The sequence below is a fragment of the Intestinimonas timonensis genome, assembly GCF_900626145.1.
Lineage (GTDB): Bacteria > Bacillota > Clostridia > Oscillospirales > Oscillospiraceae > Intestinimonas > Intestinimonas aquisgranensis.
The window spans coordinates 648,632-674,925 of the sequence record NZ_LR130816.1; the positions used below are offsets into that span (position 1 = coordinate 648,632).

The window sequence follows — 26,294 nt, forward strand, 5'->3', positions numbered from 1 at the left end:
AGACGCGTGGAGAGCGGCGGCCGCTCTCCACGCGCTTTTCTTCTGTCACCAAAATGAGTCGGGGATTTTTGCCAAAACAGGGCAAAAATCTTTGGGACTCTCTTGTAATTTTGTCACCATTTTGTTACCATTAGAACGTATCCAAACAGGGGATATCTTTCCCCATGAACCGGGAACAGAAAGGTGGAAAACGGGAAAATGAAGAAGAAAGTGCTCTCGCTGGTACTGGCGGCGGCCATGGTCATGGGCTTGGCTGCACCCGCACTGGCAGCGGAAGAGAGCGAAAGCGGCAAGATCGTGATCCTGCACACCAACGATGTGCACTGCGGGATCGACCCTGTGACCGATGAGGAGACCGGGGCCGTGACCAACGTGGGCTACGCCGGTGTGGCGGCCTACAAGGCCGAGATGGAGGCGCAGTACGGCGCCGAGAACGTGACCCTTGTGGACGCGGGCGACGCCATCCAGGGCGGCCCCATCGGCACCCTGTCCAAGGGGTCCTACATCGTGGACATCATGAACGAGGTTGGCTATGATTTCGCCATCCCCGGCAACCATGAGTTCGACTACGGCATGGACAACTTCCTGACCCTGGCCAAGGAGAAGGCGGAGTACACCTACCTGTGCTGCAACTTCACCGACCTGGAGGGGAATGCGGTTCTGGACGCCTACAAGGTGGTCGACTACGGCGACGTGAGCGTGGGCTACGTGGGCATCGACACCCCCGAGTCCTTCACCAAGTCCACCCCCACCTACTTCCAGGACGCCGAGGGCAACTACATCTACAGCTTCAGCCAGGGCAATGAGGGCGCTGACCTCTACGCCGCTGTGCAGAAGGCCGTGGATGCCGCCGTGGCCGACGGCGCCGACTACGTGGTGGCCCTGGGCCACCTGGGCAACGAGGGCTCCACCGACGTGTGGACCTCCAAGAGCGTCATCGCCAACACCACCGGCATCGACGTGTTCATCGACGGCCACTCCCACGAGACCTACGATGAGACCGTCCAGAACAAGGACGGCGAGGACGTGGTTCTGGCCCAGACCGGCACCAAGCTGGCCAACATCGGCAAGGTGGTCATCGACACCAAGACCGGCGACATCACCGCCGAGCTGGTGAGCGGCTATGAGAAGCAGGACGAGACCGTGGCCGCCTACGTGGCCGGTGTGAACGAGGAGTTCGCCGGTGTGCTGCAGGAGGTCGTGGCCAAGAGCGACGTGGCCCTCACCACCCTGGACCCCGCTACCGGTGAGCGCGCCGTGCGCAACGCCGAGACCAACCTGGGCGACCTGTGCGCCGACGCCTACCGCGTGCTGCTGGGCGCTGACATCGCCTTTGTGAACGGCGGCGGCATCCGCGCCGACATCGCTGCCGGCGACATCACCTACGAGGACATCATCAACGTGCATCCCTTCGGCAACGAGGCCTGCCTGGTGGAGACCACCGGCCAGGACATCCTGGACGCCCTGGAGATGGGCGCCCGCCTGTACCCCGAGGAGAACGGCGGCTTCCTGCAGGTGTCCGGCATCAGCTACACCATCGACGCCTCTGTGCCCTCCTCCGTGGTGCTCAGCGATGAGGGCGAGTTCGTGAAGGTGGACGGCGACTACCGCGTGAAGGACGTCATGGTGGGCGACGAGCCCCTGGACGTGACCAAGACCTACACCCTGGCCTCTCACAACTACATGCTCAAGAGCGGCGGTGACGGCTTTGTGATGTTCAAGGACGACACCGTGCTCAAGGACTGCGTGATGATCGACAACCAGGTGCTCATCAACTACATCGTTGACGAGCTGGGCGGCGTTGTGAGCGCCGACTACGCCGAGCCCCAGGGCCGCATCACCATCGTGAACGCCGATCAGGCCGCCGAGACCCCTGAGGAGCCCGAGGCTCCCGCCGACTGGGCCGACGTGGCCGCCGACGCCTGGTACGCCGAGGCCGTGAATTACGTCATCGAGAACGGCATCATGGGCTCCACCAGCACCGACGCCAAGGTCTTTACCCCCGACGGCACCGTGACCCGCGCTACCGTGTATCAGACCCTCTACAACATGGAGGGCAAGCCCGCTGTGACCGAGGCCGCCACCTTCACTGACGTGGCCGGCACCTGGTACGCTGACTCCGCTGCTTGGGCGGAGGACACCGGCCTCACCACCGGCGACGGCACCGGCGCCTATGCCGGCGACCGCGCTGTGACCCGCGCTGAGCTGGCCACCATCTTTGCCCGCTACGCTGAGGTGAAGGGCCTGGCCACCACCGCCGGCGACCTGAGCACCTACGCCGACGCCGCCGACGTGGCCGAGTGGGCCGCTGACGGCATGGCCGTGGCCGTGGGCTCCGGCATCATGGGCGGCAAGCCCGGCGACCTGCTCGACCCCAACGGCACCGCCGTCCGCACCGAGCTGGCCACCATCCTCCTCAACTTCTCCAAGCTGACCCCCGCTGAGGAGACCGAGACCGACTCCGAGGCCACCTATATCGCTGAGACCGTGAGCATCGAGGCCAACGGCCGGACCATCCCCGCTGTGGTCACCCTGCCTGTGGGCGAGGGTCCCTTCCCCGCCGTTGTGCTCAACCACGGCCACGGCGGCAATAAGGATGAGGGCACCGGCTTCGGCGGCATCGCTGAGGCCCTGGCCGAGGCCGGCATCGCCAGCATCCGCATGGACTTCCCCGGCTGCGGCGACTCCACCGAGCCCTTTACCGAGAACACCCTCTCCAACATGATCGCCGACTCCAACGCCGCCAAGGACTACCTGGTGGCCAACTACCCCGTGGACGCCGACAAGCTGGGTATCCTGGGCTACTCCATGGGCGGCCGTGTCGCTCTGGAGATCATCACCGCCGAGGACAACCCCTACAAGGCTACGCTGATCCTCTCCGGCCTGTCCACTCCCGGTGACGAGGCCATCGCCAACATCCTCCCTGAGGGGATGACCGTGGAGGATGCCATCGCTGTGGCCGAGGAGAAGGGCTCCTATGACTATACCACTCAGTATGGTCAGAACCTCTCTCTGTCCGCCCAGTGGTTCACCGACATGCTGGTGGACCCCCTGGCCAACATCGACAACTACACCGGCCCCATGCTGGTGATCCACGGCGACAAGGACGACGTGGTGACCGACGCCACCAACAAGCTGACGGTCTCCTCCTATCCCGCCGCCGAGGAGCTCATCGTACCCGACGCTGACCACGGCTACGGCTTCTACTCCGATCAGCCCGACGTCACCGCCATGGTGGAGGGAAGCATCACCGACTTCTTCACCGAGCATCTGGTGGGCGCTGTCGAGACTGAGGCCGACGCCGCCTGAGCGCTGACAGCATCAAAAAGCGAAAAAGACGTGGAGCCATACGGCTCCACGTCTTTTTTGCTCAATAGGGAAGATCAAAGGGGCTGCTGCTTGAGCCAGGTGAGGAGGCTCCCGGCCAATTCCAGATGCTTGTCGTCCATGTCCCGCAGTAGCTGTGCCACCTCCTGCCAGCGATCCCCGGTGTCCCGGACCGCGCCAACCAGAAACTCGTCCGGCGTGGTGTCCAGAGCCAGCGCCAGACGCATGATGACCTCGGTGGAGGGGATGGAGACTGCCCGCTCAATATTGGATAAATACTGATTGCTCAGGTCCGCCCGCTCAGCCACCGCCGCCTGCGTCAAATGAAGCTGGTTGCGCCGGCGGGCGATCCGTGAACCGATCTCATGGTAGTTCAGTTCCATGCCGCGTCCTCCTTTCTCTTTTCGGGTCTATCATAGCCATATTTTGATAAAAATAAGAATCGTTTTATAGTTTATATATAAACTTGACGTTATATTTTATAAATGTTATAGTTTGAATATCAACTTCTAGAAGAAAGGGAAGGAAGGGTGCATGGTGGAAACGCAGGACGACCTGTTGGAGTATCTGGCGGAACGTATGGGCTGCGCCATGCTCTCCGAACTGCGGTGTCCTGAGCTGCGCAGTGCGTTGCTGCGGGCGGTGAGGGATATACCGGCGGAGATGTTCTCTTCGGAACAGTGGCGGGAGGCTCTGGACTACCTGCTCCGTCCCCTTGACACCGCCGGGTTTTGGTGATATAGTATCGCTGTCAAAATGGCATGGACGGAGAAGAACCCGCAGAGGCGGCACCCAGAGAGGGGCGCGTATGGTGAAAGTGCCCTGTGTGCGCGGCGGCGGTACCACTCCTGAGCCGCCCGGGAAAGGACCGGGACGGGACCCGCCCGTTACAGTGGGACACAAGCGGCCAGATGTAAGATCAGTGCTCCCGGGCGTTCTGCGCTTCGGTGTCACGCTGCGCGCCCTCCGCGACGGCCAACTGTTCCCCGCTCCGCCGAAAATACCGTCGGGCTTTGCCCGCCCTGTTTTTCGGTCTGCGCGGCTCACTGTTGTCCTGCTCCCGGGTGCTCCGCGCTTCTGGCAAGCAGGGTGGAACCGTGGGACTTACGTCTCACCCCTGAATCATCATCAGGGGTGGGGCTTTTTTATTGCCTGCCCCAGAATACTAGGAGGAATTATCATGGCAGAAGAAAACAAAGAGTTTAGCTTTGAGAACCCCGAATACCGCCAGACCTACTGGCACACCTGCTCCCACATCATGGCCCAGGCCGTCAAGCGGCTGTGGCCTGAGGTGAAGCTGGCCATCGGCCCCTCTATCGATGAGGGCTGGTACTACGACATGGACGCCCCCTTCGCCTTCACTCCCGAGCACCTGGAGCAGATCGAGGCTGAGATGAAGAAGATCTGCAAGGAGAAGTTGAAGCTGGAGCGGTTCGAGCTGCCCCGGGCCGAGGCCCTCAAGCTCATGGAGGAGAAGGGTGAGCCCTTCAAGGTGGAGCTCATCAACGACCTCCCCGAGGATGCCCACATCTCCTTCTACAAGCAGGGCGAGTTCACCGACCTGTGCGCCGGTCCTCACCTGGATTCCACCGGCCGGGTGAAGGGCAACGCCCTGAAGCTGACCGCCTGCAACGCCGCCTACTGGCGGGGCGACTCCGACCGGGAGACTCTCCAGCGCATCTACGGCATCGCCTTCCCCAAGAAGGACGAGCTGGACGAGTATCTGGCCCGGATCGAAGAGGCCAAGAAGCGGGATCACCGCAAGCTGGGCAAGGAGCTGGGTCTCTTCATGCTCCGGGATGAGGGTCCCGGCTTCCCCTTCTTCCTGCCCAAGGGCATGGTGCTCAAGAACACCCTGCTGGACTACTGGCGGCAGGTCCACAAGCGCTATGGCTACGTGGAGATCTCCACTCCCATGATGCTCAACCGTCAGCTGTGGGAGCGCTCCGGCCACTGGGACCACTATAAGAACAACATGTACACCACCGTCATCGATGATGTGGACTTCGCCATCAAGCCCATGAACTGCCCCGGCGGCATGCTGGTCTACGCCAGTGAGCCCCACTCCTACAAGGAGCTGCCCCTCCGGGTGGGCGAGATCGGCCTGGTCCACCGCCACGAGCTCTCCGGTGCCCTCCACGGCCTGTTCCGGGTGCGCTGCTTCAGCCAGGACGACGCCCACGTGTTCATGACCCGCGACCAGATGCAGGACGTCATTCAGGAGACCGTCCGCCTCTTTGACGAGGTCTACTCCACCTTCGGGCTCTCCTATACCATCGAGCTCTCCACCATGCCCGAGGACCACATCGGCACCGTGGAGGAGTGGGAGCGCAACCAGGATATCCTGAAAAACGCCATCACCGCCATGGGCAAGGAGTTTGTCATCAACGAGGGCGACGGTGCCTTCTACGGCCCCAAGCTGGACTTCCATCTGGCCGACTCCCTGGGCCGGACCTGGCAGTGCGGCACCATCCAGCTGGACTCCCAGCTGCCTGAGCGCTTCGAGCTGGAGTATATCGGTGAGGACGGCCAGAAGCACCGCCCCGTCATGATCCACCGCGTGGTGCTGGGCTCCATCGAGCGCTTCATCGGCGTCATCACCGAGCACTTCGCCGGCGCCTTCCCCGCCTGGCTCTCCCCCGTCCAGGTGAAGGTCCTGCCCGTCACCGACCGGGCCGCCGAGTACGCCGACCAGGTGGCCAAGGACCTGGATGCCCAGGGCTTCCGGGTGGAGGTGGACCACCGCAGCGAAAAGATCGGCAAGAAGATCCGCGAGGCCACCATGGAGAAGGTCCCCTATATGCTGGTGGTGGGCGACCGCGACATGGAGAACGGCACCGTCTCTCCCCGTCACCGCACCGGCGAGGACCTGGGCGCCATGTCCTGCGCCGACTTCGCCAAGCTGCTCCACGAGGAAGTGGACACCAAGGCCATCAAGTGATAAAATAATCGATATGCGGCGGGCCCCGGCTTGTGCCGGGGTCCGCTTTTTACCTATGATGTGGAAAAAGGGGGAGCGCCCATATGGAGGAGCTCTGGGAATTTTTTGTGGGGGAGGAGGCCAGGCGGTACCGCCGCACCTTCTCCCGGGTGGGAGTGGCGATGCTGGCCATGATCCTTCTTCCGGTGGGGGTCCAGCTCCTGCTGCAGTATCTGCTCCTGACACAGGCACCGGCCCTGCTGGAGGACACCATGGCCCTCTACCTCATCTCCGCCGTGACCACCTACGGTATCGGGTTCCCGGCGGCCATGCTGGTACTGCGGACCATCCCGGTGGAGCGGCCGGACCCGGACCGGCGGCAGCTGAGCATGGAGACCTGGGTGGGGCTGTGGCTGCTGGCCATGGGCTGGCTCTACATCGCCAACATGGTCACCCTCTCCCTGATGGATGTCCTGACCGGTCTGCGGGGCGGCACACCCATCCCCAACCCCGTGGACGCCATGGGTGACCTGCCCGTGGCCTTCAACCTGGTCTATAGCTGCCTGCTGGCTCCGTTGTGCGAGGAGCTGTGCTTCCGGGGCATGCTGCTCCGGCGGCTGCGGCCCTGGGGCGACGGCTTTGCCCTGTGCGCCTCCGCCCTCCTCTTCGCCCTGGTCCACGGCAACCTCTATCAGATGCTCTACGCCTTCGCCGTGGGCCTGGTGCTGGGAGGGATCTTCCTCTACACCGGAAACCTCAGAGGCTGTATGCTCCTCCACGCCGGGGTGAACTTCGTCTCCGCCGGGCTCCTGCCCCTGGCCGGGCTTTTTGGGGAGACGGGCAACCTGGCTCTGGCCATGCTGGTGCTGGTGTCCATGCTGTGGGCCCTCTACTGGACCTTCTTCCGCAGCCGCGCTGAGCTGATCGACTGCGCCGGACGGATCGGCTGGGGGGACGGGGAGAGCTGGGGACACTTTTGGGTGAACCCGGGCATGACCCTCTTCGTCCTGGTCCTCATCTGGGTCATGTGGCTGACCATGCGGTAAAACAAAAAGACCGCCCCGGCTGTTGCAGTGAACAGCCGGGGCGGTCTTTGCATGTTACGGGGCGATGAGCAGGGAGAAGAGCACGGTGAGGATGCCACACACGCCGATGGCCAGGCCGCTCATGGCGCCTTCGGTCTCGCCCAGCTCCAGGGCCTTGGAAGTGCCCACGGCGTGGGAACAGGCGCCGATGGCCAGGCCGGCGGCCACCGGGTCGCTGACCCGGAAGACCTTGACCAGCAGAGGGGCCAGAATGCTGCCCAGGATGCCGGTGATGATGACCGCCACCACGGTGATGGCCTGGATGCCGCCCAGGCTCTGAGACACGCCGATGGCGATGGGGGTGGTCACCGACTTGGGCAGCAGGGAGACCATGATGGTCTGGTCCAGCCGGAACAGCCGGCACAGGCCGTAGATGCTGCCCATTGAAGTGAGGGAACCCACGGTGCAGCCCACCAGGATGGGGAGCCAGTTCTCCTTGAGCAGCTGGATGCGGGTGTAGATGGACACCGCCAGGCAGGCGGTGGCGGGGGCGAGGAACATGTTGATGACGGCGCCGCCCTGGTCATAGGCCTCGTAGGGGATCCGGCAGACCAGCAGCACGGCGGATACCAGCACGATGGCGATGAGCAGCGGATTGCATAGCTCCAGGCCGGTCCGCCTGCGGATCTGGACCCCGATGAGAAAGGCCAGAATGCTTAGGGAGATACCGAAAAAGGGGGACGAAAACAGTTCAGACATCAGGCTTTCCTCCGATCCATGAGAAGGCGGGTGAGGCGGACGGCATAGGCGGTGACCGCAAAGGTGAGGACGGTGCTCACCACGCAGATCACCAGAAGCCGCAGCAGGGCGCTGGCCAGCACGTCAAAATAGTTGATGACGCTCACTCCGGCGGGGATGAAAAAGAAGGCCATGTTGGAGAGCAGGAAATCGGATTTTTCCCGGATGTGGTCCACACGCAGAACCCCGGACAGCAGCAGGAGCAGCAGCAGGACCATGCCGATGACGCTGGCGGGGAAGGCGATGGGAAGCAGGGCCTCAATGATCTGGCTGACCCAGCATATGGAAAAAATGATGGAAATTTGTATAATGATCTTCATGAGACCTCATCTCCGGATTTTGAATCTTGCACAAGATTGTAAAACGGTAGGACCAATTTGTCAAACCAAGATTCACCCCGTTTTTGACCATATAATCGTGCAATGTGTGCAAAGGCACGGGTGCGCCGCCACTTTGGGCGGGGCATAAAATATGGCCGGACGATCTGATCAGGATCGTCCGGCCATTGCGTTGGGGATAAAAGTGTGTTGGGTAAAGAATGGAAGGAAACGAAAGGGAAAAAGTGGATTAGCGGAAGATCTGGCCGCTGATGACCAGCTTCTGGATCTCGTTGGTGCCCTCGTAGATCTGGGTGATCTTGGCATCGCGCATCATGCGCTCCACGTGGTAGTCCTTCATGTAACCGTTGCCGCCCAGGAGCTGGACCGCCTCGGTGGTGACCTCCATGGCCACGTTGGTGCAGGTCATCTTGGCCATGGCGGCGGGCACGGTGTAGGGCTGGCCCTCCTCCTTGCAGATGGCGGCCTTGTAGAGCAGCAGCTCGGCGGCCTGGATCTTGGTCTGGAGCTCGGCCATCTTGAAGGCCAGGTACTGCTGCTTGCAGATGGGCTTGCCGAACTGCTGGCGCTCCATCATATACTTCCGGGCGATCTCGAAGGCGCCCTTGGCGATGCCCAGGCCCTGGGCAGCCACACCGATGCGGCCGCCGTCCAGGGTCTTCATGGCCAGCTTGAAGCCCTCGCCGGGCTGGGCGATCATGTTCTCAGCGGGGACGCGGACGTTGTCCAGGTGCATGTCGGACACGTGGGCGGAACGGATGCCCATCTTGTTCTCCACCTTGCCCACGGTGAAGCCGGGGGTGCCCTTCTCCACCACGAAGGCGGCCATGCCCTTGGTACCCAGAGCGGGATCGGTGAGGCAGTAGATGACGGTGTAGTCGGCCAGAGGGCCGTTGGTGTTGAAGCACTTGGAGCCGTTGATGATGTAGCTGTCGCCGTCCTTGGTGGCCACGGTGCGCTGACCGGCGGCGTCGGAGCCGGCGGTGTGCTCGGTGAGGCCGAAGGAGCCGATCTTCTCACCGTAGGTGATGGGAGCCAGGAATTTCTTTTTGATGGCCTCGGGGGCGGAGGAATTCATGATGCTGCCGCCGTAGAGGGAGGTATCCACGGAGAAGGCGATGCCGAAGGAGGCGTCCACCTTGGAGATCTCCTCCACGGCCAGGATGTAGCTCAGATAGCTGCCGCCCAGACCGCCCACCTCGGTGGGATAGGGGAGGCCGTAGATACCGGTCTTGCCCAGCTTTTTGAAGGCCTCCAGGGGGAACTCGCTGCTCTCGTCCCGCTCCAGAACGCCGGGGAGAAGATCCTTTTCCGCAAACTCGCGGGCGAGCTGCTGGATCTGCTGCTGGTCTTGTGTGAGGGTAAAGTTCATGGTCAGCACATCCTTTCATTTGACGATGGTTGATGGATACGTGTGTGGTGGGAAAAATGGATGGGTGGTCGAAGCAAGGGGACAGTAGTTCTCAATAAAAATAGTTTTGATACAGAACTATTGTGATTACAATGTAACACCCCGCGGCGACAATGTCAAGATGAAAATATCCACATTTTTGAAGCGGAAAATTTGTACAAAAAAACAGGAGACGACGTGTGTCGTCTCCTGTTTTTTGGCATAAAAGCTGTTACAGACCCATGGAAGCCAGAGCGATGAAGAGGAAGCAGGTGATGAAGGGGATGGCGATCTGGGTGATGGCGATGTCGAAGTAGGCTTCCTTGTGGGTGCACTTGCAGATACCCAGCAGGGTGATCTGAGCGCCCTGGTGAGGCAGGGTGTCCAGGGTGCCGGCGGCGATGGCGCCGATACGGTGGACGTACTCGAAGTTGGCGCCCAGAGCGGCGTAGACGTCCTTCAGAGCGTTGAAGGCCACACCCATACCGCCGGAGGCGGAGCCGCAGGCACCGGCGCACACGGCCACGGTGATCATGACGAAGATCAGGGGGTTCATCTCCAGCTTCTGGAGGCTGGCCACCAGGTCGGTGAAGCCCTGGGTGTTCTGGACCACGCCGCCGAAGCCGACGACGATAGCGGTGTTCAGGATGGACACGCCGGAATCAGCAGCTCCCTTGTTGAAGACCTTGATCCAGCCACTGATGCCGCCCTCGATGCGGGGGAAGAAGAGGATGACAGCCAGGACCACGCCGGCGAACACGGAGGTCTCAACAGGGAGACCAGCGCCGTTGAAGATGGGCACGTTGAAGAGGACCAGGATGACAATGATGGGAATCAGGGCCACGATGGGGTTGGGCAGGACCTCGTTGGGATCGTCCTCCTGCAGCTCCTCGGGGGAGAGCTGGGTCCGCATGCGGTCATCATGGAAGTAGAAGCCCCGCTTGGAGAAGGAGCGGGCACGGTACTCCAGCCACGCGAAGATCATCACGAGGGAGGCCACGGTGGCGATCAGAGAGGGCACGAAAGCGGCGGTGGGGGTGGTGCCCAGGATGTCGATGGGAATGACGTTCTGAATGGAGGGGGAGCCGGGTCCATACATGGACCAGGTCCAGCAGCCGGCGGAGATGGCGGCGGGGATCAGGCGGCGGGTCAGGTTGGCAGAGCGGAACATCTGAAGGGCGATGGGGTAGATGACGAAGAAGACCACGAAGCCGGAGATGCCGCCGTAGGTCAGCAGGCCGGTGATGCACATGATGATGGGAGCCACGAATTTACCCTGGCACATACCGGCCAGCCATTTGGCAATGGATTTCGCGGCGCCGGTAAACTGGTAGACGGCGCCGAAGATGGCGCCCACAAAGAACACCAGGAAGTAGCTGGAGACGTAGTTGGCGGCAGCGGGCATGAACTGCGTCTTCAGACCGTCCAGGATGGCGATGTTCTGTCCCGCGAAGATGGGGGCGAAGATCAGGACGAAGCAGGTGACCAGCGGAGCCAGGATCAGCGCGGAAATACCGCGGAAAGCCAGCACACCGAAAAGGATGATGGCGATGAATAGGATCAGGATTCCCCAGTTCAAAGGAAAGTCCCCTTTCTATCTCAGTCTCAATAATTGCAACGGTTTCGGGAACCGCTCTGTTCCCGAAGGGAAGGGGGGCTCCGGAGGCCGGAGCCCCTCATGCCGGAATTACTTCAGGCCCATGAGGCCGTCGTGGAAGATACGCTCGTCCATGAGCTTGGGGCCGCCCTCTTCCATCTTGGGGGTGAAGCCCATGAGGTCGATGACCTGAGTCTGCACGTCGATGCCGGGGGCCACCTCGGTGAGGTAGACGCCGTCGGGACGCAGCTCGAAGACAGCGCGCTCGGTGATGTACTTGACGGGCTGGCCGGTCTTGTTGGCGTAGGCGCCGGAGAAGGTGATCTGCTCCACGGTGTCGATCATCTTCTGCTCGCGGCCCTCCTGGTCGATGACCAGCTTGCCGTCCTCCACGTGGGTCTTGATGCCGCCGGCGGTGAAGGTGCCGCAGAAGAAGACCTTCTTGGCGTTCTGGGTGATATTCACGAAGCCGCCGCAGCCAGCGATCCGGGGACCAAACTTGGAGACGTTGATGTTGCCGTCCTTGTCGGCCTGAGCCAGACCCAGGAAGGCCAGGTCCACGCCGCCGCCGTCATAGAAGTCGAACTGATAGGGCTGGTCCAGGATGGACTCCACGTTGACAGAGCCGCCGAACTTGGGGCCGCCCTGAGGCACGCCGCCCACGGGGCCGGCCTCCACGGTGAGGGTCATGTAGTCGCCGATGCCCTCCTCGTTGGCCACCATGGAGATGTACTCGGGGATGCCGATGCCCAGGTTGACCACCTTGTCGGGCTCCAGCTCCATAGCGGCACGGCGGCCGATGATCTTCTTGGCGCTCATGGGAGGATACTCCAGGCTGCCCAGAGGCAGACGGAAGTCGCCGGTCATGGAGCCGTCGTACTCGCAGCCCTGGCACTGGGCGTGGTCTTCCTTGTTCTCGCAGATGACCAGAGCGTCCACGTAGATGCCGGGGATCTTCACCAGCTTGGGATCGAGGCTGCCGTTCTGGACAACCTTCTCAACCTGGACCACCAGCTTACCGCCGGAGTTCTTCACGGCCTGAGCAATGGAGGTGGCCTCCAGAGTGCAGCACTCGTGCTCCAGGGTCACGTTGCCGTTCTCGTCGGCGTAGGAGCCGCGGATGAAGCCAACGTCAAACTTCAGGGCCTTGTAGAGGAGCTTCTCCTCGCCCAGAATGTTCACCACTTCCACGATGTCCTCGGTGGTGACGGAGTTGAGCTTGCCGCCCTCGATCCGGGGATCGGCGAAGGTGTTCAGACCAACATGGGTGATGTGGCCGGGCTTGTGGCCGGCGATATCACGGTAGAGCTGGGACAGGGTGCCCTGAGGCAGGTTGTAAGCCTCCAGCTTGTTGGCGTTGATGAGCTTGCCCAGCTCGGGGACCATGTTGTAGTGGCCGCCGATGACACGCTTGAGCATACCCTCGTGGGCGAAATGGTCGGCGCCGCTGCCGTCACGGTTGCCCTGGGCGGCGGCATAGAAGAGGGTCAGGTTCTTGGGGGAACCGGTCTCCAGGAAGCGGGCCTCCAGAGCACGGTTCAGGGCCTCCGGCATGGCGCTGGCCACAAAGCCGCTGGTGGTGATGACGTCACCATCCTTGACAAACGCGGCAGCCTCTGCAGCGGAGATGATAGGTTTCTTGGACATGAGTGATCCTTCCCTTCCCATAGTGTAGACGACGGCGAAACCAACAACTTCCCGCCGCGTCTGTACGGTGAAAAAGCCCGGCCCGGAGCTCCTGGTTGAGGAACACCGGGCCGCCATCCCCCAAAGGGGAGGGCCGGTCCCGGATGTATCCTCTCGGCGGGAGGCTCCGGGCCGGGCACGGTCACAGGGATTCTTGTACCAGCGTCCTGACGCTTGCGCAGGACCTGTACGCCGGATGTAGCAGCTTACTTACCGGTGAAGTGCTTCTCCTTACGCTTCTCCAGGAAAGCGGTCATGCCTTCCATCTTGTCGGCGGTGGAGAAGCTCAGGCCGAACAGGTTGGCCTCCAGCTTCAGGCCGCTGTCCAGATCGGTGTCGGAACCGGTGTTGATGGCCTGCTTGGCCAGAGCAACGGCGTAGGGGCCGTTCTTCATGATGCGGCCAGCCATAGCCTTGCAGTAGTCGATGAGCTCGGCCTGGGGCACCACGTGGTTGGCCAGACCCATACGGAAGGCCTCGTCGGCGCTGATCATGTCGCAGGTGAAGATGAGCTCCTTGGCGCGGCCCTTGCCAACCAGACGGGGCAGACGCTGGGTGCCGCCGAAGCCGGGCAGGATGCCCAGGCCGCACTCGGGCTGAGCAAACTTGGCGTTCTCAGAGGCCACGCGGATGTCGCAGGCCATGGAGATCTCGCAGCCGCCGCCCAGAGCGAAGCCGTTCACAGCGGCGATGGTGACCTGAGGCATGTTCTCCAGACGACCAAAAGCCTCACGAGCCAGCAGGCCCATCTTGCGGCCCTCGGCGGGAGTGGCGTTGACCATCTCAGAGATGTCGGCGCCGGCCACGAAGGACTTCTCGCCGGAACCGGTGAGAATGACCACCTTGACGTCGTCGTTATTCTCCAGCTCGGCCAGGCAGGTGTTCAGCTCGGCCAGAGTCTCGCTGTTCAGAGCGTTGAGGGCCTTGGGACGGTTGATGGTCAGCAGGGCGATCCCGTTTTCCACTTCCAGAAGCAGGTTGTTCATAACAAATTACCTCCCACAAATTTGACCTTCGGATACTGCCTTTTGATGGTGTTGGATGACTCCAAAACCAGTTTCCGCCTTCAGGATATAGCATCTTTTGGCCAAAGTCAATAATGTTTTGGCACTATTGCACGTAAATATTTTTTGGAGCTGATTTGATTTTATCCAATATTTCTTTCCAATTCAATTATTTTTGTGAAAAAATAATTCGTTTACAATACTATTTAACGTAAAATGGGAATGGAAAAGGAACACCAATTTTTTCGACAAAATTTGGATTAAGCCCACTCGAAAACGCCGCGGTTGAGGACGGCCTTGCCGGTGTTCTTGTCAATGAAACGGAAGTAGGCGGTACCTTCGTCAATTTTCCAAATCTGGGTCTGGACCGGCGTGTCGGGGAGGAGGGGGCTGCTCATCTGGGCGGCCATGCGTTTGGCGCGCTCCGGCTGGCCGGGGATCAGCTTGTCGATGATCATGCGGCAGGCGAAGCCGAAGGAGCACAGACCCTGGACGATGGGCTGGTCGAACTTCATGTTCTTGGCGTACTCCGGGTCCACATGGATGAGGTTGGTGTCGCCGGTGAGGCGGTAAAGGAGGTTCTGCACCGGAGTCACATAGTCGTCCACGACGAAATCGGGCTCCCGCTCAGGGACGACCACGGGGCTCTTGGGCATGGGCTTGCCGCCGAAGCCGCCCGCTTCGTGGAAGAAGGTGGTGGAGTAGTTGGTACAGACCAGGTTGCCGGCCTCATCCCGAACGTCGATCTTGGTCTTGACCACGGCGCCCTTGCCCTCGCCGCGGTCGTACACGTCCACGATCTGGTCCTGCCACTGGAAGGTGCCCTTGATGGCGTCGATGGGCCGGTGCCAGATGATCTCGTGGTCCATGTTCAGGAATGCGATGGTGGGCTTGATGAGCTCGTCTGCCAGCATGGAGGCGGGCAGCGGCATCCACTGATAGGGGCGGACGTTGACGGTGGCCCAGTAGGGGACTGCGCCATAGGTGGGGATGGCCTTGAGGTACTTCTCGTAGTAATAGGCCAGATCCTCCTTGTGGGCGCCCACAGCCAGGTTATAGAGGGCCACATCCCGCCAGTTATACTCCACGTAGCGGGGCTCCATCTTCATACCGATGAGCTGATTGAGGTCGATCTTTTCCATAATACGCACCCTTTCCTTTCTGTCTCCCAAATGTTATTTGAGCAGCTCTCTGGCGATAACTNCCCGTGAGATGGTCACCATTTCCGGGGTGCTTGCGGCAGTCTTCTTCTCATTTCCCATAAGAAAATGATACCACAAAACGGGACAAAAAACCAGTGTTTTCAATGCTTTCCGGTATTATATTGCGCTCAGACCGCTCACTGCTTTGTTTGCCTTCGGCTGCTCTGTCTTCAGCCCCTCCATCAGTCAGCGGTACTGTTGAGGTGTTACTGCGATTCCATTCTCCTGGCACCATTGGCCTACCGACAGCCCACTGCTCCGGCAGGCCTCCACACGCCGGCTCCATTCCACCAACCGCTGTTGTTGATTGGCTCTCTGTAAACTTGCTGCCTTCTCCATGTCTGCACCTCACTATCTTGGAGTCTGGGACACTCTCTGGTACTACTTGGTACTACCATGCACTTCCTCAGACTCTTATAGTTTGGCAGAGGCATTTTACCCTGACAAGCCGCCGACTGTTTTTACGCTTACTTTTTCTCTCCTCAATTTTTCTTTATTTCCCTATTGACTTTTTATTTGCAGACTTTTTTGTTGGTTGATTGTAAAATCAAGTTGGGCACTTGAAGAGAAAAGTCCATAGTGATTTTTTCCCGTGGTAGAATGAAGTTGCTACACCAAATTCACTATGGGAGGCAATCACTATGGACTACCAAGATTATATCACAGTAGCAGCAGAACGCAAGAAGGGACAGCATCTCGGTATGGTAGAACGGGGTGCCATTAAGGCCCTCAAACAGCAAGGCCTTGGCATACGGGCCATTGCCAGAGAGGTGGGCTGCGCTCCATCCACCATTACAAACGAGCTGCGGCGTGGTACACCGGTTCGTAAGAGCACCAAGGGGAAAGCCCCCGGCTACTCCCCGAAATTGGGAGAGGCGGTGTACAAGGCAAACAGAGCAACCTGCCACAGGAACCCGAAATCGGACGGTTGCCAGGACTTCTCCAAGTGGGTGATCCGGCAGGTACAGGAACACAAGTGGTCGCTGGATGCCTGCTGCGGCTACGCCAAGCTGCACCACCTGTTTGAGCCGTCTAAGATGGTTTGCTCCCGCACACTCTACAATATGGTGTGGAGAGGATGTCTGCCCATCCATCCCACGGAATTGCCTGAAGCATTGAAGCGAAAGACGAAGAAGCACCGGGTTCGGGAGAACAAAAAGCGTTACGGCGCAAGCATTTCAGACCGTCCGGAGATTGCTTCTCTCCGCATGGAAGAAGGCCACTGGGAGGGCGATACCGTGGTTGGAAGGAGGTCTGGAAAGGAGTCCGTAGTCTTCTCTCTGCTGGAGAAGAAGACCCAGAACTACCTTGCGTTCCGTATCCCCGGCAAAACCAGCGAGGCGGTGATGGCAGCCATGACCGCCCTCCATGCCGAGTACGGCGAGCATTTCGACCAGGTCTTTAAGACGATTACTGTGGACAACGGCAGCGAATTCGCTGACTTCGCTCAGATAGAAAAATGGGGCACCAAGGTCTACTTTGCTCACCCGTACACCTCATGGGAGCGGCCCCAGAACGAGCGCCACAACGGCCTGTTTCGGGCCTTCCTCCCCAAGGGCAAGTCCATTGAGCAATTCACCGACGAGGATATCCTCGCCGCTGCTGACGAGCTGAACGGACGGCCCCGCAGAAAGCTCGGCTACCGCACCTCGGAGGAGTTGTTTGAATCGTTCCTGGACGCTGTATACGCAGCCTGACGGCTGCGGCACCCTCGGTCCCGGACAGAGCCTGCGGCTCCATCCGAGACCGAGGCTGTCTACCACGGCGTGTCCAACTTGTTATTGCAATTTGCGAGACTTTTTTGTTATGTTTTTAGACGCATGACGGAAAAAATCGTTCCCGCCCCCCTTGACTTTTCCACAAAAAGAAGTATCATAAGCACATGACGAAAAACTAAAGAAAAGTTTAGGAGTGAAGGCTATGACCCAGCGGGAAGCACAGATCCTCCAGTGGATCCGGGAAAACCCCATGATCTCCCAGCAGGAGCTGGCGGACAGGGCGGGGATCACCCGGTCGTCGGTGGCGGTCCACATCTCCAACCTGATGAAGAAGGGCTACATCGGCGGCAAGGGGTACATCGTCCGGGACCAGGCCTATGCCGTGGTGGTGGGCGGCGTGAACATGGACATCGGCGGCACCCCCTTCGCCCCTCTGGTGGGGCAGGACTCCAACCCGGGCAGGGTGACCATGAGCCTGGGGGGCGTGGGCCGGAACATCGCCCACAACATGGCCCTGCTGGACCTGGATGTGCGGCTCCTCACCGCCCTGGGGGACGACATGAACGCCCAGAAGATCACCACCTCCTGCATCGAGCTGGGGATCGACCTGGCTCCCTCCCTCCAGGTCCCGGGCGGCACCACCTCCACCTACCTCTTCCTCAACGACGAGAAGGGAGACATGGCCCTGGCGGTGTCCGACATGGCCATCTATGAGCATCTGACCCCCCGGTATCTGGCCACCAAGGAGGCCCTGCTGAACAACGCCCGGCTGGTGGTGGCCGACACCAACATCCCGGCGGAGAGTCTGGCGTGGCTGGCGGAGAACTGCAAGGCGCCGGTCTTTGTGGACCCGGTGTCCACCGCCAAGGCCGTCAAGGTAAAGCCGATACTGGGCAAGCTCCACACCCTCAAGCCCAACCGCATCGAGGCTGAGCTCCTCTCCGGGGTGGCCATCACCGACGATGAGAGCCTGGCCCGCTGCGCCGACGCCCTGCTGGAGACGGGCCTCCACCGGGTGTTCATCAGCCTGGGGGCGGACGGCGTCTACGCCGCCGACCACCTGGGTGGACGGGAGAAGGTGCCCTGCCTCCCCGCCCGGATGGTGAACACCACTGGCTGCGGGGACGCCTTCATGGCCGCTCTGGCCTGGGGCTGGCTGGAGGGCCTGGGGCTCCGGGAGGCCGCTCTGGCCGGTGAGGCCGCCTCCGCCATCTCCATGGAGGGTGCCGAGACCATCAATCCCGACCTGAACGCCGACGCACTGCGGAAGCGGGCGGGACTCTGAGCAAGTGTACGACAAACATTGATATAGATTTTTGGAGGTAACGATCATGTCTCTCAACAAGTATCTGGATGTATCCCCTGAGGTGGCCGAGGCCGTCGCCGCCGGCAAGCCCGTGGTGGCCCTGGAGTCCACCATCATCTCCCACGGCATGCCCTATCCCCAGAACGTGGAGACCGCTCTGAAGGTGGAGTCCATCATCCGTGAAAACGGCGCCGTGCCCGCCACCATCGCCATCCTGGGCGGTCGCCTGAAGGCCGGCCTCACCCCCGAGGAGATCGAGTACCTGGGCAAGAAGGGCCACGAGGTCACCAAGGCCAGCCGCCGCGACCTGGCGGTGCTGGTGTCCAAGGGTGCCGACGGCGCCACCACCGTCACCACCACCATGATGATCGCCTACATGGCGGGCATCAAGATCTTCGCCACGGGCGGCATCGGCGGCGTCCACCGGGGCGCCGAGACCACCATGGACATCTCCGCCGACCTGGAGGAGCTGGCTCAGACCCCCGTCATGGTGGTGTGCGCCGGCGCCAAGTCCATCCTGGACCTGGGGCTCACCCTGGAGTACCTGGAGACCCACGGCGTGCCCGTCATCGGCTACGGCACCAAGGAGCTGCCCGCCTTCTACACCCGCAAGAGCGGCTTTGCCGTGGACTATGAGCTGGACAGCCCCGCCGAGCTGGCCGCTGCCTTCAAGGCCAGCCAGGACATCGGCCTCAAGGGCGGCATGCTGGTGACCAACCCCATTCCCGAGGAGTTCTCCATGGACCCCGCCGTCATCAACAAGGCCATCGACGAGGCCATTGCCGAGGCCAACGCCCAGGGCATCCACGGCAAGGAGAGCACTCCCTTCCTGCTGGCCAAGGTGAAGGAGCTGACCGGCGGCGACAGCCTGGATTCCAACATCCAGCTGGTCTTCAACAACGCCCGTCTGGCCGCCCAGACCGCCGCGGAGCTGTGCAAGCTGTAAGCCTTTGAGAAAACCGATCCCCCGTCCGGCGCAGCCGGGCGGGGGATTGGACTTTTGGAGCGGCCTGTGGTATGATGGTGCCATGAAAAAGGAGAGGGCGGAGAATCGTGGGTAAAAAGAAAAAGCTGGGAGCGCCCCGAGAGGCGTATAACCCCTACTATGGAAAATTCAAGGACGAGTCCCAGATGGCCAAAAAGCCCTTTTTCACCTGGATTTTTGTCATCCCCGGGGCGATCATCGGCCTGCTGGTGGGGTTACGGGTCCAGGATGTGGTCCTGGGGCTCATCTTCGGCGCCATTATGGGCATCGCCATCGGCACCCTCCTGGACAAGTGGCTGGAGAAGCGGAAAGAGGAGCGGGAAGGGCAGAAGTGATGCCTGCCGCGGCGGAAGGAGCTGCAAGAATGAAAGCTGTCAAAAATGGCGGCGTCGAAGCGTCCTGCCATTGGGCCGGAGCCTTTTAAAGAAGAACGGGAGGGGGGAAGACCCTCGCCGTATGAATCAAAAGCGGCGGACCTCGATGAGGTCCGCCGCTTTTTGTGTCTGTGGGTCCGTTGGAAGGGAAAGGCCTGGAATAGAGGGTCAGCCCCAGGGGTTCTCGGTGGGGTAGGGCAGGCTCTTGGGCTGGTTGTAGGCAATGTCGGCGATGCCGAAATATTTGAAGACTTCGAAGAGGGCCTTGCCGCAGTGGGCGAAGGCCACAGCGCCGTGGTGGGGGTAGCCCTTCTGGATGAGCACATGGCGGTAGAAGCGGCCCATCTCGGGGATGGCGAAGACGCCGATGCCGCCGAAGGACCGGGTGGCCACGGGGAGGACCTCGCCTTGGGCGATGTAGGAGCGCAGGCTGCCCTGGCTGTCGCACTGGAGACGGTAGAAGGTGATCTCGCCGGGGGCGATGTCGCCCTCCAGGGTGCCGCGGGTGAAGTCGGGCTCGCCGCCGTTCTCCAGCAGGCGGTTCTGGATGAGCTGGTACTTCACGGCGCAGCCGCCGCACAGCTTGCAGCTGGGGGTGTTGCCGCAGTGGAAGCCCATGAAGGTGTCCTTGATGCCGTAGTCGAACCTGCCGGCGATGTCCTCGTCGTAGATGTACTGGGGGACGGAGTTGTTGATGTCCAGCAGGGTGACGGCGTCGCCGGTGACGCAGGCGCCGATGTACTCGCTCAGGGCGCCGTAGATGTCCACCTCGCAGGCCACGGGGATGCCACGGGCGGCCAGGCGGGAGTTCACGTATTAGCTTCGCATAGCTTGGTTTATTGTGCAACTTTTATTTTTCAAACAAGGCCTAGGGCTTGTTTGAAAAAAGGCGGAGATTGTGCTAAAGCAACAAAATAGCGATGGAGGCAAGATACACAAAGGCTAGGAAGGAAGCATCCGACTTGTCATATCTGGTGGCGATTCTGCGAAACCACTTGATTTTCTGGAAAAAACACTCCACCAGATGGCGTTCTTTATACAGATGCCAGTCAACCGGCCAGGGATCGGAAACGTTGCTTTGCGGCGGGATCACATAGCTGGCCCCGTGCGCTGAGATATATTCCCGAATCGTCCGGGCACCATAGGCCCGGTCTGCCAGCACGGCACTCCCGCCGATTCTGACCTTTTTCAGCAGTTCAACAGCGTGAACCGAATCGTGGTCATTTCCAGCGGAGAGAAGGAACTCCACCGGGTTTCCCAGACCGTCTACGACAGCGTGGAGCTTTGTGTTCCACCCGCCTTTGGTACGGCCAACCGCCTTATCCGCCGTTTTTTCCCCGCCATTTGCGCTTTCATGCACCTTTACGCAAGTGGAGTCCATGCTCAGGTTCTCCATATCCGCGTCCGCAGACAGTGTGTGGAATACCGCTTCCAGAGTGCCCTCATTCCGCCATTTGGCGAATCTTGCGTATATAGACTGCCAAGGACCATAGGTCGCCGGCAGCTCACGCCACTGCGCACCGCTCCGGACGATCCAGAGCATTCCGTTGAGCATGATCCCGTTATCCTTCCGGGGACGACCCCGCTTTCCCGTTTCTTCCGGTGGCAGCAGCGGCTTGATTCGTTCCCATTGTTCTTTTGTTAATTCATATCGTTTCATGCTCATAGCTTCGCATAACTTGGTTTCTTGTGCAACTTTTATTTTTCAAACAAGGCCTAATCTCATCCTGCGAGGAAGTCCTGGTAATTTCATCCACCGCACTGAAGGGCTTACACATCAAAAGAATATTCGGAGAAGCGGCAAGGGCTCTGGCGATCCCCACTCGTTGCTACTGTCCGCCGGAAAGCTGGTGTGGGTAGCGTTTGCGTAAATCACTGCCCAAGCCCACAAGCCAAAGGTGTCGATCTGTTCATCGGTCAGCCCCCGGACTTCCTTCAGGTGCTTCCGGTGTTCCGGGGACAGTGACAGCATGGACAGCAGCACAGAATAGGTCTGGTGAAGTACCTGAGCAGGCGCCCGCTCCGACTGTGGAGTGCTTTCTTCCACAAAAGGATTTTCACTGACCGAGTATTCCGGGGCAAAGTTTCCAGTCTGCAATTCATCGCAGATCTCCCGATAGGCCTCCGAATTGTTGATATGGTACACTCTGGCATACAGATTGAGCATACCGCCGCTTTCACCGCAGCAGTTGCTACACCATACATTCTTTGTGAGGTTGATACACAGCTTTCCCCGCCGGCTGCCACAGAGAGGGCAGTCCGCATAGATATAGCCCGCACCCCTCCGCCGGATATTCAGGCGGAGGAGGGCGGCCACATCCATGATGGTAAAGGGAAAATCCGATGCATTGTGATCCATCGGGCAGGCTCCTTTTCATCATGGCCCCACCGTGCGATGGGGCTCGGCGTTATCCGGCTTTGTTCTGGGTCATACCATCCAGCAACAGGGAGGCTGCGGCCTTCAGGACATTACCGGCCTCTTTGGCGGCAAACACATAGAACCGCAGGCTGGAGGGGCGGCGATCCAACACCTGGCCCAGCGTCCAGCCCTTACAGGTGCCAAAGTCCACTGTCACGGCCATCGCCTGCTCCACCGTGATGCGCTCCCGGATCTCCTCCACGGACATATCCTCGGTGTAGGTGACGGGAGCGACGGGCTCCTCCGCAGTTTGCTCCGGCTGGGGAACCTCTGAGGGGGGAACGGCATGGGACTCGGCCTGCACCTCTGGGGCAACAGTCTGGGGGATACCACCCAGCAGATGGAGAACATCGGCAGTCTCGTTCTTCGGGGTTTCCGCCGTGGCGGGAATCTCCCCGGCAGGAGTTTCTTCCGGGACATCGGTGACCGCCTCCACGGGCGTTTCCGCAGTGGGCGGAGCTGTTACGGCCTCCGCAGGCGGCTCACTTTGCTCCTGAATAGGGAGCTCTACGGTGGGCGGTGCGGAGACAGGCTCCGCAGGCGTTGGGGCAGTCTGGGGTGGAACTTCCGGCACAGCAGCAGGGGCAGAAGTTTCCTCCCGCTTCACCGGAACAGGCTGCTTGGCGCTGCCCACAGCGGCCTCTACCTGCACCAGTGGGATTTCCGAGCCATAACCGCTGCCACCACTGGCTTCCACCAGGTCGGCAAGCTGAATGCCAAAGCCGGCGCTGTCCAAAGCCTCGTTGAGTGCCTCGTCCTGGGCGGCCTGGATATAGCGGCCGCCGGGCACATCCTGCGCCATCATGGTAAGCTGCTGTTTGAAGCGGCAGAACGGTATGTACTGCTGGGCGTTCTAATTTACACTGCGCCTGTGGCCTTTGCCATGGGCGCGTCACAATCCACCGCAAATATTTTTAAGAGCTGGTGCCGGATGTTCGGCGGTCAGATATTTCTGCTGCTGATGAACGCATGGTGCCTTCGGCTGTTTATCACCATGGTCGGCACATTCATCTCAAATCCGCTTTCCATGTAGGAGGTCATTACCACGAAGAAATATCATAGAATCATTCCGCTGCTGAGTACCGTTCTTTTGCTTGCGCTCGCCCTGACGGTACCTGCGTTTGCTCTGGAGGAAATCGATGTCGAAGCCGCAGTCAGCAGTTCCAGCCGCGAGGCCGTGACAGGAAATGTCCTGGTCTGGTTTCTCTGCGCGGTTGGTTTTCTCAAGGTCTCGCAGAAAATCGACAGCTTCATGGCAAGCATCGGCGTCAACGTGGGGCATACCGGCGGTTCCATGCTGGGTGAGGCGATGGTCGCATTCAAGGGTGTCTCCCTCGCTGCCGGTATGGCTGGAAAAGTTGTCGGGAACTTTGCCGACAGAGCCTCCAGCCGCGCAGGCGCCACCGCATCCGGATCTTCCGGCTTTCTGCAAGGTGGTCTGGCCGGCGTTGTCAGTCGGAAAATCACCAATGATGCCGTAAGAACTGCGACGCAAACGACACAGAAAGCGTCTTCCTCCACCATGTCCGCCGCGCATCAGGCCACGGAGCGTACTGTAAATGCCGAGCAGCAGGCATCAAGCGTTGTTCACCAGGCAAAGCAGACGCGCAGCGAAAGCGCTTCTCAAAAGTCGCAGATGGGCGTGACCCATCAGCAAGTCGCTTCCAGCACCCGAACCGCCTCGGTTTCCTCACTCCGCAGGGAGTCGCAGCATTCCGTTGGTCTCGGCGGGCGTATTTTTACCAATTCCATGCTGGAGGGCGGACGTTTTGCCAACGATGTGATCGGTATGGTCGCAGCCGGAGACCTGCACTCCACCGGCTCCATCACCGGAGAGTTTGCGTCACAGGCGTTATCCTCCTACATGGGCATTACCGCTCAGGGAGACACCACACCGCAAATATCCTATTCCAACATTGAGATCGGCGGCGGGCGTATCACCGGCACAGAGTATTCTCCGGAGCATCCGGAGGGCATTTCCTTTGGAATGTACCATACCGGGCAATATGCCGCGCCGGACGGTGAACACCAGAAGGTCTTCTCTGCCGATGGCGCCCAATGGTACAAGCAGTATGCTGTTGATACTGTAATCAAGAAGCCATTTACCACACCGGACGGTGAAATCGACTATCATAAGGAGATCGTCAAGAAGATGCCCGATCCGCCGAAGCGGAAAGACCGGATGTAAGGGAGGCTGTCTATGAAACCGGAAGAATTTGAGGTTTATGTGATTCCCCCCAACTTTATGGAGGGCGGCACACTCTTCGGCGGGCTTTTGAAAACCCACAATACGATTGAGGCGGTCATCCTTGGCCTCGCGGTTGGTGTGCCGGTTTTGCACCTTCCGTTTTCCCTCACCGTCCGCGTCGTGATTTTATGCCTGACAGCTCTTCCGCTGGTGCTTCTCGCTTTGATTGGCGTATCCGGCATGAGCCTGTCCGCTTTTATCCGCCTGTTCTTTTGCTTTCTGCACAACCGCAGAATCCTTTCACGCGATGGGACGCAGGGCGGCAAAAACGGAAAAACGCTGCTGCCCAGCTGGGCGCAGCAGCGGAAAAGCGACTGCGAAGCAGAAGATCCTCCGCTCCCCAAAAGCCGCAGCCGGTTTTCTGTTGATCTGAAGCAGCGCAGTGTGACGCAGTTCAAGACCTTCTTGCAGGAGGAAGAAGCCGTTAAGCCGCTCAATGCCCTGGCGGACTATATCCCTATCGAGAAGATTGAGCACGGCGTCATTTATACAAGAGATCACCGCTATGTCAAGGTTGTAGAGGTGGTTCCCGTCAACTTCCTGCTGCGCAGCGCGAGAGAGCAGCGCAGCATCATTTACTCCTTTATTTCCTATCTGAAAATTGCCCCGGTCAAGGTGCAATTCAAGGCATTGACAAGGCGTGCGGACATTAACCGGCATCTGGATACCGTCCGCAGGGAGCTGGAGCATGAGCAGGATCCGCGCTGCCGTGTCCTGCAGGAAGACTACCTGAAGCTCATTCTGCAGCTTGGCTCCCGTGAGGCAATCACAAGGCGCTTTTTCCTCATTTTCGAGTATGAGCCGCTGCCCGGAACCAAACGCGGCCATGAGGAAGAGGATGCAATCGCTTCCCTGCAAACAGCCGCACGCACGGCGGCAAATTATCTGCGGCAGTGCGGCAACGAGGTCATTTCCCCTGAGAACGAGGACGACGCCACGGCGGAGATTCTTTATAATATTCTCTGCCGCAGGGCCAGCAGTGAGCCATTCTACCAGCGGGTGAAGTCCGTTTTGGCGGACTACATGGCCTCCGGACGGGACATCAACGCAATTCCCGTCAACGAGTTCTATGCCCCAGACAGCATCGACCTTATGCGAAGACACCTGTGCAGGGACGGACATCATCACACGGGGCGAGGCTGCGGATCTTCTCTATGCTCTTTTGACCGGGGAATTTACCGTTGCGCCGCCGCCCATTCTGGAGACGATCCCTCTGAACAATAAAGAGGGCGTCCATCTGAACAGCTATCTGCTGGAACTCCAAAAGATCCCAGAACCGATCCGGCAGGCATTTGCGGAAAGAGGTTGGCAGTACACCATTGACTATGAATACCTCGCAAGGCTGAGTGAAGAGCAAAATATGAGCTGTATTGGGGCAACCAATTACGGAAGCCGCCAAATCACTGTATCCTCGGCGGGGGCCACCGTCCACGAGTTTGGTCACTTTCTCGATGAGCTGATGGGCTTCCCGTCTCAGACGGAAGGCTTTTATCAGGAGGAGTCCGGAACCGCAGCAGCCATGCTCCGTCCATATGCGCTTACCAACGAGCGGGAGTATTTTGCGGACTGCTTCGTGTACTGGCTCACTTACCGTGATAACAGCAAAAAAATGGCGGCGCTTTGCAGCGCCGCACCAAAAACATACGCATATCTTTTGACATTGGAAAGTCAAAATTGGCAGCCGGCTGCATAGGCCTTCCTGCTTGGCTAGGGGTGTTTGAAACCCCACAACACTGTTATTATACTGTACCATGTCCTGCATCGTCAATCAAATTAACAGCAATCCGTCTAAAATCAGAGAGATGCACAGTTTGGATTATGGCTATTTCGTACAATTTGCGGATTGCAAACCAATAGAAAATCTGCTATTTTATAAACACAGAAAGAAAGGTGAGTCCGATGTACCAGTAATCCTCAAATCTGTAGAAATCGGAGGTAACCAGTGATGGTAGAGCCC

The 26,294-nt window shown here is 59.8% G+C and carries 22 protein-coding genes and 2 pseudogenes; 11 read left to right on the top strand and 13 right to left on the bottom strand.

What is annotated here, in order from left to right:
- Positions 1-198: 198 nt before the first annotated feature.
- Entirely contained in the window at positions 199-3,309 is a 3,111-nt protein-coding gene (locus E0E29_RS03350) for an alpha/beta fold hydrolase (RefSeq protein WP_165449774.1), read from the top strand.
- Between the two features lie 74 nt (positions 3,310-3,383).
- Here the strand turns inward: E0E29_RS03350 and E0E29_RS03355 are convergent, their stop codons facing one another.
- A complete protein-coding gene (locus E0E29_RS03355; RefSeq protein WP_130848629.1) occupies positions 3,384-3,710 on the bottom strand; it encodes a helix-turn-helix domain-containing protein in 327 nt (108 codons plus the stop codon).
- A gap of 151 nt (positions 3,711-3,861) precedes the next feature.
- Between E0E29_RS03355 and E0E29_RS03360 the strand changes: the two genes are divergently transcribed.
- The 3 genes from E0E29_RS03360 (at position 3,862) to E0E29_RS03370 (ending at position 7,293) form a co-directional block, all read left to right on the top strand.
- On the top strand, positions 3,862-4,065 hold the full coding sequence (locus tag E0E29_RS03360; RefSeq protein ID WP_130848630.1) for a hypothetical protein: 204 nt from the start codon (positions 3,862-3,864) through the stop codon (positions 4,063-4,065).
- Positions 4,066-4,507: 442 nt separating this feature from the next.
- The gene (gene thrS, locus E0E29_RS03365) at positions 4,508-6,268 is read left to right on the top strand and encodes a threonine--tRNA ligase (RefSeq protein ID WP_130848631.1); all 1,761 of its coding nucleotides are present in this window, start codon (positions 4,508-4,510) and stop codon (positions 6,266-6,268) included.
- An 83-nt stretch (positions 6,269-6,351) separates the two neighbouring features.
- Positions 6,352-7,293: a CPBP family intramembrane glutamic endopeptidase gene (locus E0E29_RS03370; RefSeq protein ID WP_130848632.1), complete on the top strand. Its 942-nt coding sequence runs from the start codon at positions 6,352-6,354 to the stop codon at positions 7,291-7,293.
- Between the two features lie 54 nt (positions 7,294-7,347).
- On the opposite strand, the gene E0E29_RS03375 is transcribed toward E0E29_RS03370, so the two are convergent.
- The 8 genes from E0E29_RS03375 to tnpA form a co-directional block, all read right to left on the bottom strand.
- Positions 7,348-8,031 (bottom strand): LrgB family protein, encoded by a 684-nt coding sequence (locus E0E29_RS03375; RefSeq protein ID WP_130848633.1) that lies wholly within the window; start codon positions 8,029-8,031, stop codon positions 7,348-7,350.
- Positions 8,031-8,390, bottom strand: coding sequence for a CidA/LrgA family protein (locus tag E0E29_RS03380; RefSeq protein ID WP_130848634.1), 360 nt, complete (start codon positions 8,388-8,390; stop codon positions 8,031-8,033). Before E0E29_RS03380 ends, E0E29_RS03375 begins: the two co-directional genes overlap by 1 nt.
- 247 nt (positions 8,391-8,637) lie before the next feature.
- Positions 8,638-9,780, bottom strand: coding sequence for an acyl-CoA dehydrogenase family protein (locus E0E29_RS03385; protein WP_130848635.1), 1,143 nt, complete (start codon positions 9,778-9,780; stop codon positions 8,638-8,640).
- A gap of 250 nt (positions 9,781-10,030) precedes the next feature.
- Positions 10,031-11,377: a GntP family permease gene (locus E0E29_RS03390; RefSeq protein WP_130848636.1), complete on the bottom strand. Its 1,347-nt coding sequence runs from the start codon at positions 11,375-11,377 to the stop codon at positions 10,031-10,033.
- 108 nt (positions 11,378-11,485) lie between these two features.
- A complete protein-coding gene (locus E0E29_RS03395; RefSeq protein WP_130848637.1) occupies positions 11,486-13,042 on the bottom strand; it encodes an acyl CoA:acetate/3-ketoacid CoA transferase in 1,557 nt (518 codons plus the stop codon).
- A gap of 245 nt (positions 13,043-13,287) precedes the next feature.
- Entirely contained in the window at positions 13,288-14,067 is a 780-nt protein-coding gene (locus tag E0E29_RS03400; RefSeq protein ID WP_130848638.1) for an enoyl-CoA hydratase-related protein, read from the bottom strand.
- A 278-nt stretch (positions 14,068-14,345) separates the two neighbouring features.
- Complete coding sequence (locus E0E29_RS03405; RefSeq protein WP_130848639.1) at positions 14,346-15,227, bottom strand: MaoC/PaaZ C-terminal domain-containing protein; 882 nt, start codon at positions 15,225-15,227, stop codon at positions 14,346-14,348.
- 246 nt (positions 15,228-15,473) lie between these two features.
- The gene (gene tnpA / locus E0E29_RS19180) at positions 15,474-15,626 is read right to left on the bottom strand and encodes an IS66 family insertion sequence element accessory protein TnpA (RefSeq protein ID WP_423202428.1); all 153 of its coding nucleotides are present in this window, start codon (positions 15,624-15,626) and stop codon (positions 15,474-15,476) included.
- A 302-nt stretch (positions 15,627-15,928) separates the two neighbouring features.
- Between tnpA and E0E29_RS03410 the strand changes: the two genes are divergently transcribed.
- From E0E29_RS03410 to E0E29_RS03425, 4 genes are all read left to right on the top strand, one after another.
- Positions 15,929-16,984, top strand: a complete 1,056-nt coding sequence (locus tag E0E29_RS03410) for an IS30 family transposase (protein ID WP_130848640.1) — start codon at positions 15,929-15,931, stop codon at positions 16,982-16,984.
- A gap of 223 nt (positions 16,985-17,207) precedes the next feature.
- A complete protein-coding gene (locus E0E29_RS03415; RefSeq protein WP_130848641.1) occupies positions 17,208-18,290 on the top strand; it encodes a PfkB family carbohydrate kinase in 1,083 nt (360 codons plus the stop codon).
- A 46-nt stretch (positions 18,291-18,336) separates the two neighbouring features.
- Entirely contained in the window at positions 18,337-19,257 is a 921-nt protein-coding gene (locus E0E29_RS03420; RefSeq protein ID WP_130848642.1) for a pseudouridine-5'-phosphate glycosidase, read from the top strand.
- Between the two features lie 107 nt (positions 19,258-19,364).
- A complete protein-coding gene (locus tag E0E29_RS03425) occupies positions 19,365-19,631 on the top strand; it encodes a hypothetical protein (protein WP_130848643.1) in 267 nt (88 codons plus the stop codon).
- A 207-nt stretch (positions 19,632-19,838) separates the two neighbouring features.
- On the opposite strand, the pseudogene E0E29_RS03430 reads toward E0E29_RS03425, so the two are convergent.
- From E0E29_RS03430 to E0E29_RS17975, 4 genes and pseudogenes are all read right to left on the bottom strand, one after another.
- Positions 19,839-20,486: pseudogene (locus E0E29_RS03430) on the bottom strand (L-fucose/L-arabinose isomerase family protein); the annotation flags it as partial.
- Between the two features lie 85 nt (positions 20,487-20,571).
- Entirely contained in the window at positions 20,572-21,336 is a 765-nt protein-coding gene (locus tag E0E29_RS03435; protein WP_130848644.1) for an IS5 family transposase, read from the bottom strand.
- Positions 21,337-21,388: 52 nt separating this feature from the next.
- Positions 21,389-21,541: pseudogene (locus E0E29_RS19185) on the bottom strand (ATP-binding cassette domain-containing protein); the annotation flags it as partial.
- 537 nt (positions 21,542-22,078) lie between these two features.
- Positions 22,079-22,894, bottom strand: coding sequence for a hypothetical protein (locus E0E29_RS17975; protein WP_165449747.1), 816 nt, complete (start codon positions 22,892-22,894; stop codon positions 22,079-22,081).
- Positions 22,895-23,179: 285 nt separating this feature from the next.
- Here E0E29_RS17975 and E0E29_RS03455 point away from each other — a divergent pair, with 285 nt between their 5' ends.
- Genes E0E29_RS03455 through E0E29_RS03465 form a run of 3 tightly spaced genes read left to right on the top strand, consistent with a single transcriptional unit; the run spans position 23,180 to position 26,030 of the window.
- Positions 23,180-24,277, top strand: a complete 1,098-nt coding sequence (locus E0E29_RS03455; RefSeq protein WP_130848646.1) for a hypothetical protein — start codon at positions 23,180-23,182, stop codon at positions 24,275-24,277.
- A 12-nt stretch (positions 24,278-24,289) separates the two neighbouring features.
- Entirely contained in the window at positions 24,290-25,561 is a 1,272-nt protein-coding gene (locus tag E0E29_RS03460; RefSeq protein ID WP_130848647.1) for a PrgI family protein, read from the top strand.
- The gene (locus E0E29_RS03465) at positions 25,500-26,030 is read left to right on the top strand and encodes an anthrax toxin lethal factor-related metalloendopeptidase (RefSeq protein WP_130848648.1); all 531 of its coding nucleotides are present in this window, start codon (positions 25,500-25,502) and stop codon (positions 26,028-26,030) included. The genes E0E29_RS03460 and E0E29_RS03465 overlap by 62 nt, the downstream gene beginning before the upstream one ends.
- Positions 26,031-26,294: the final 264 nt, after the last annotated feature.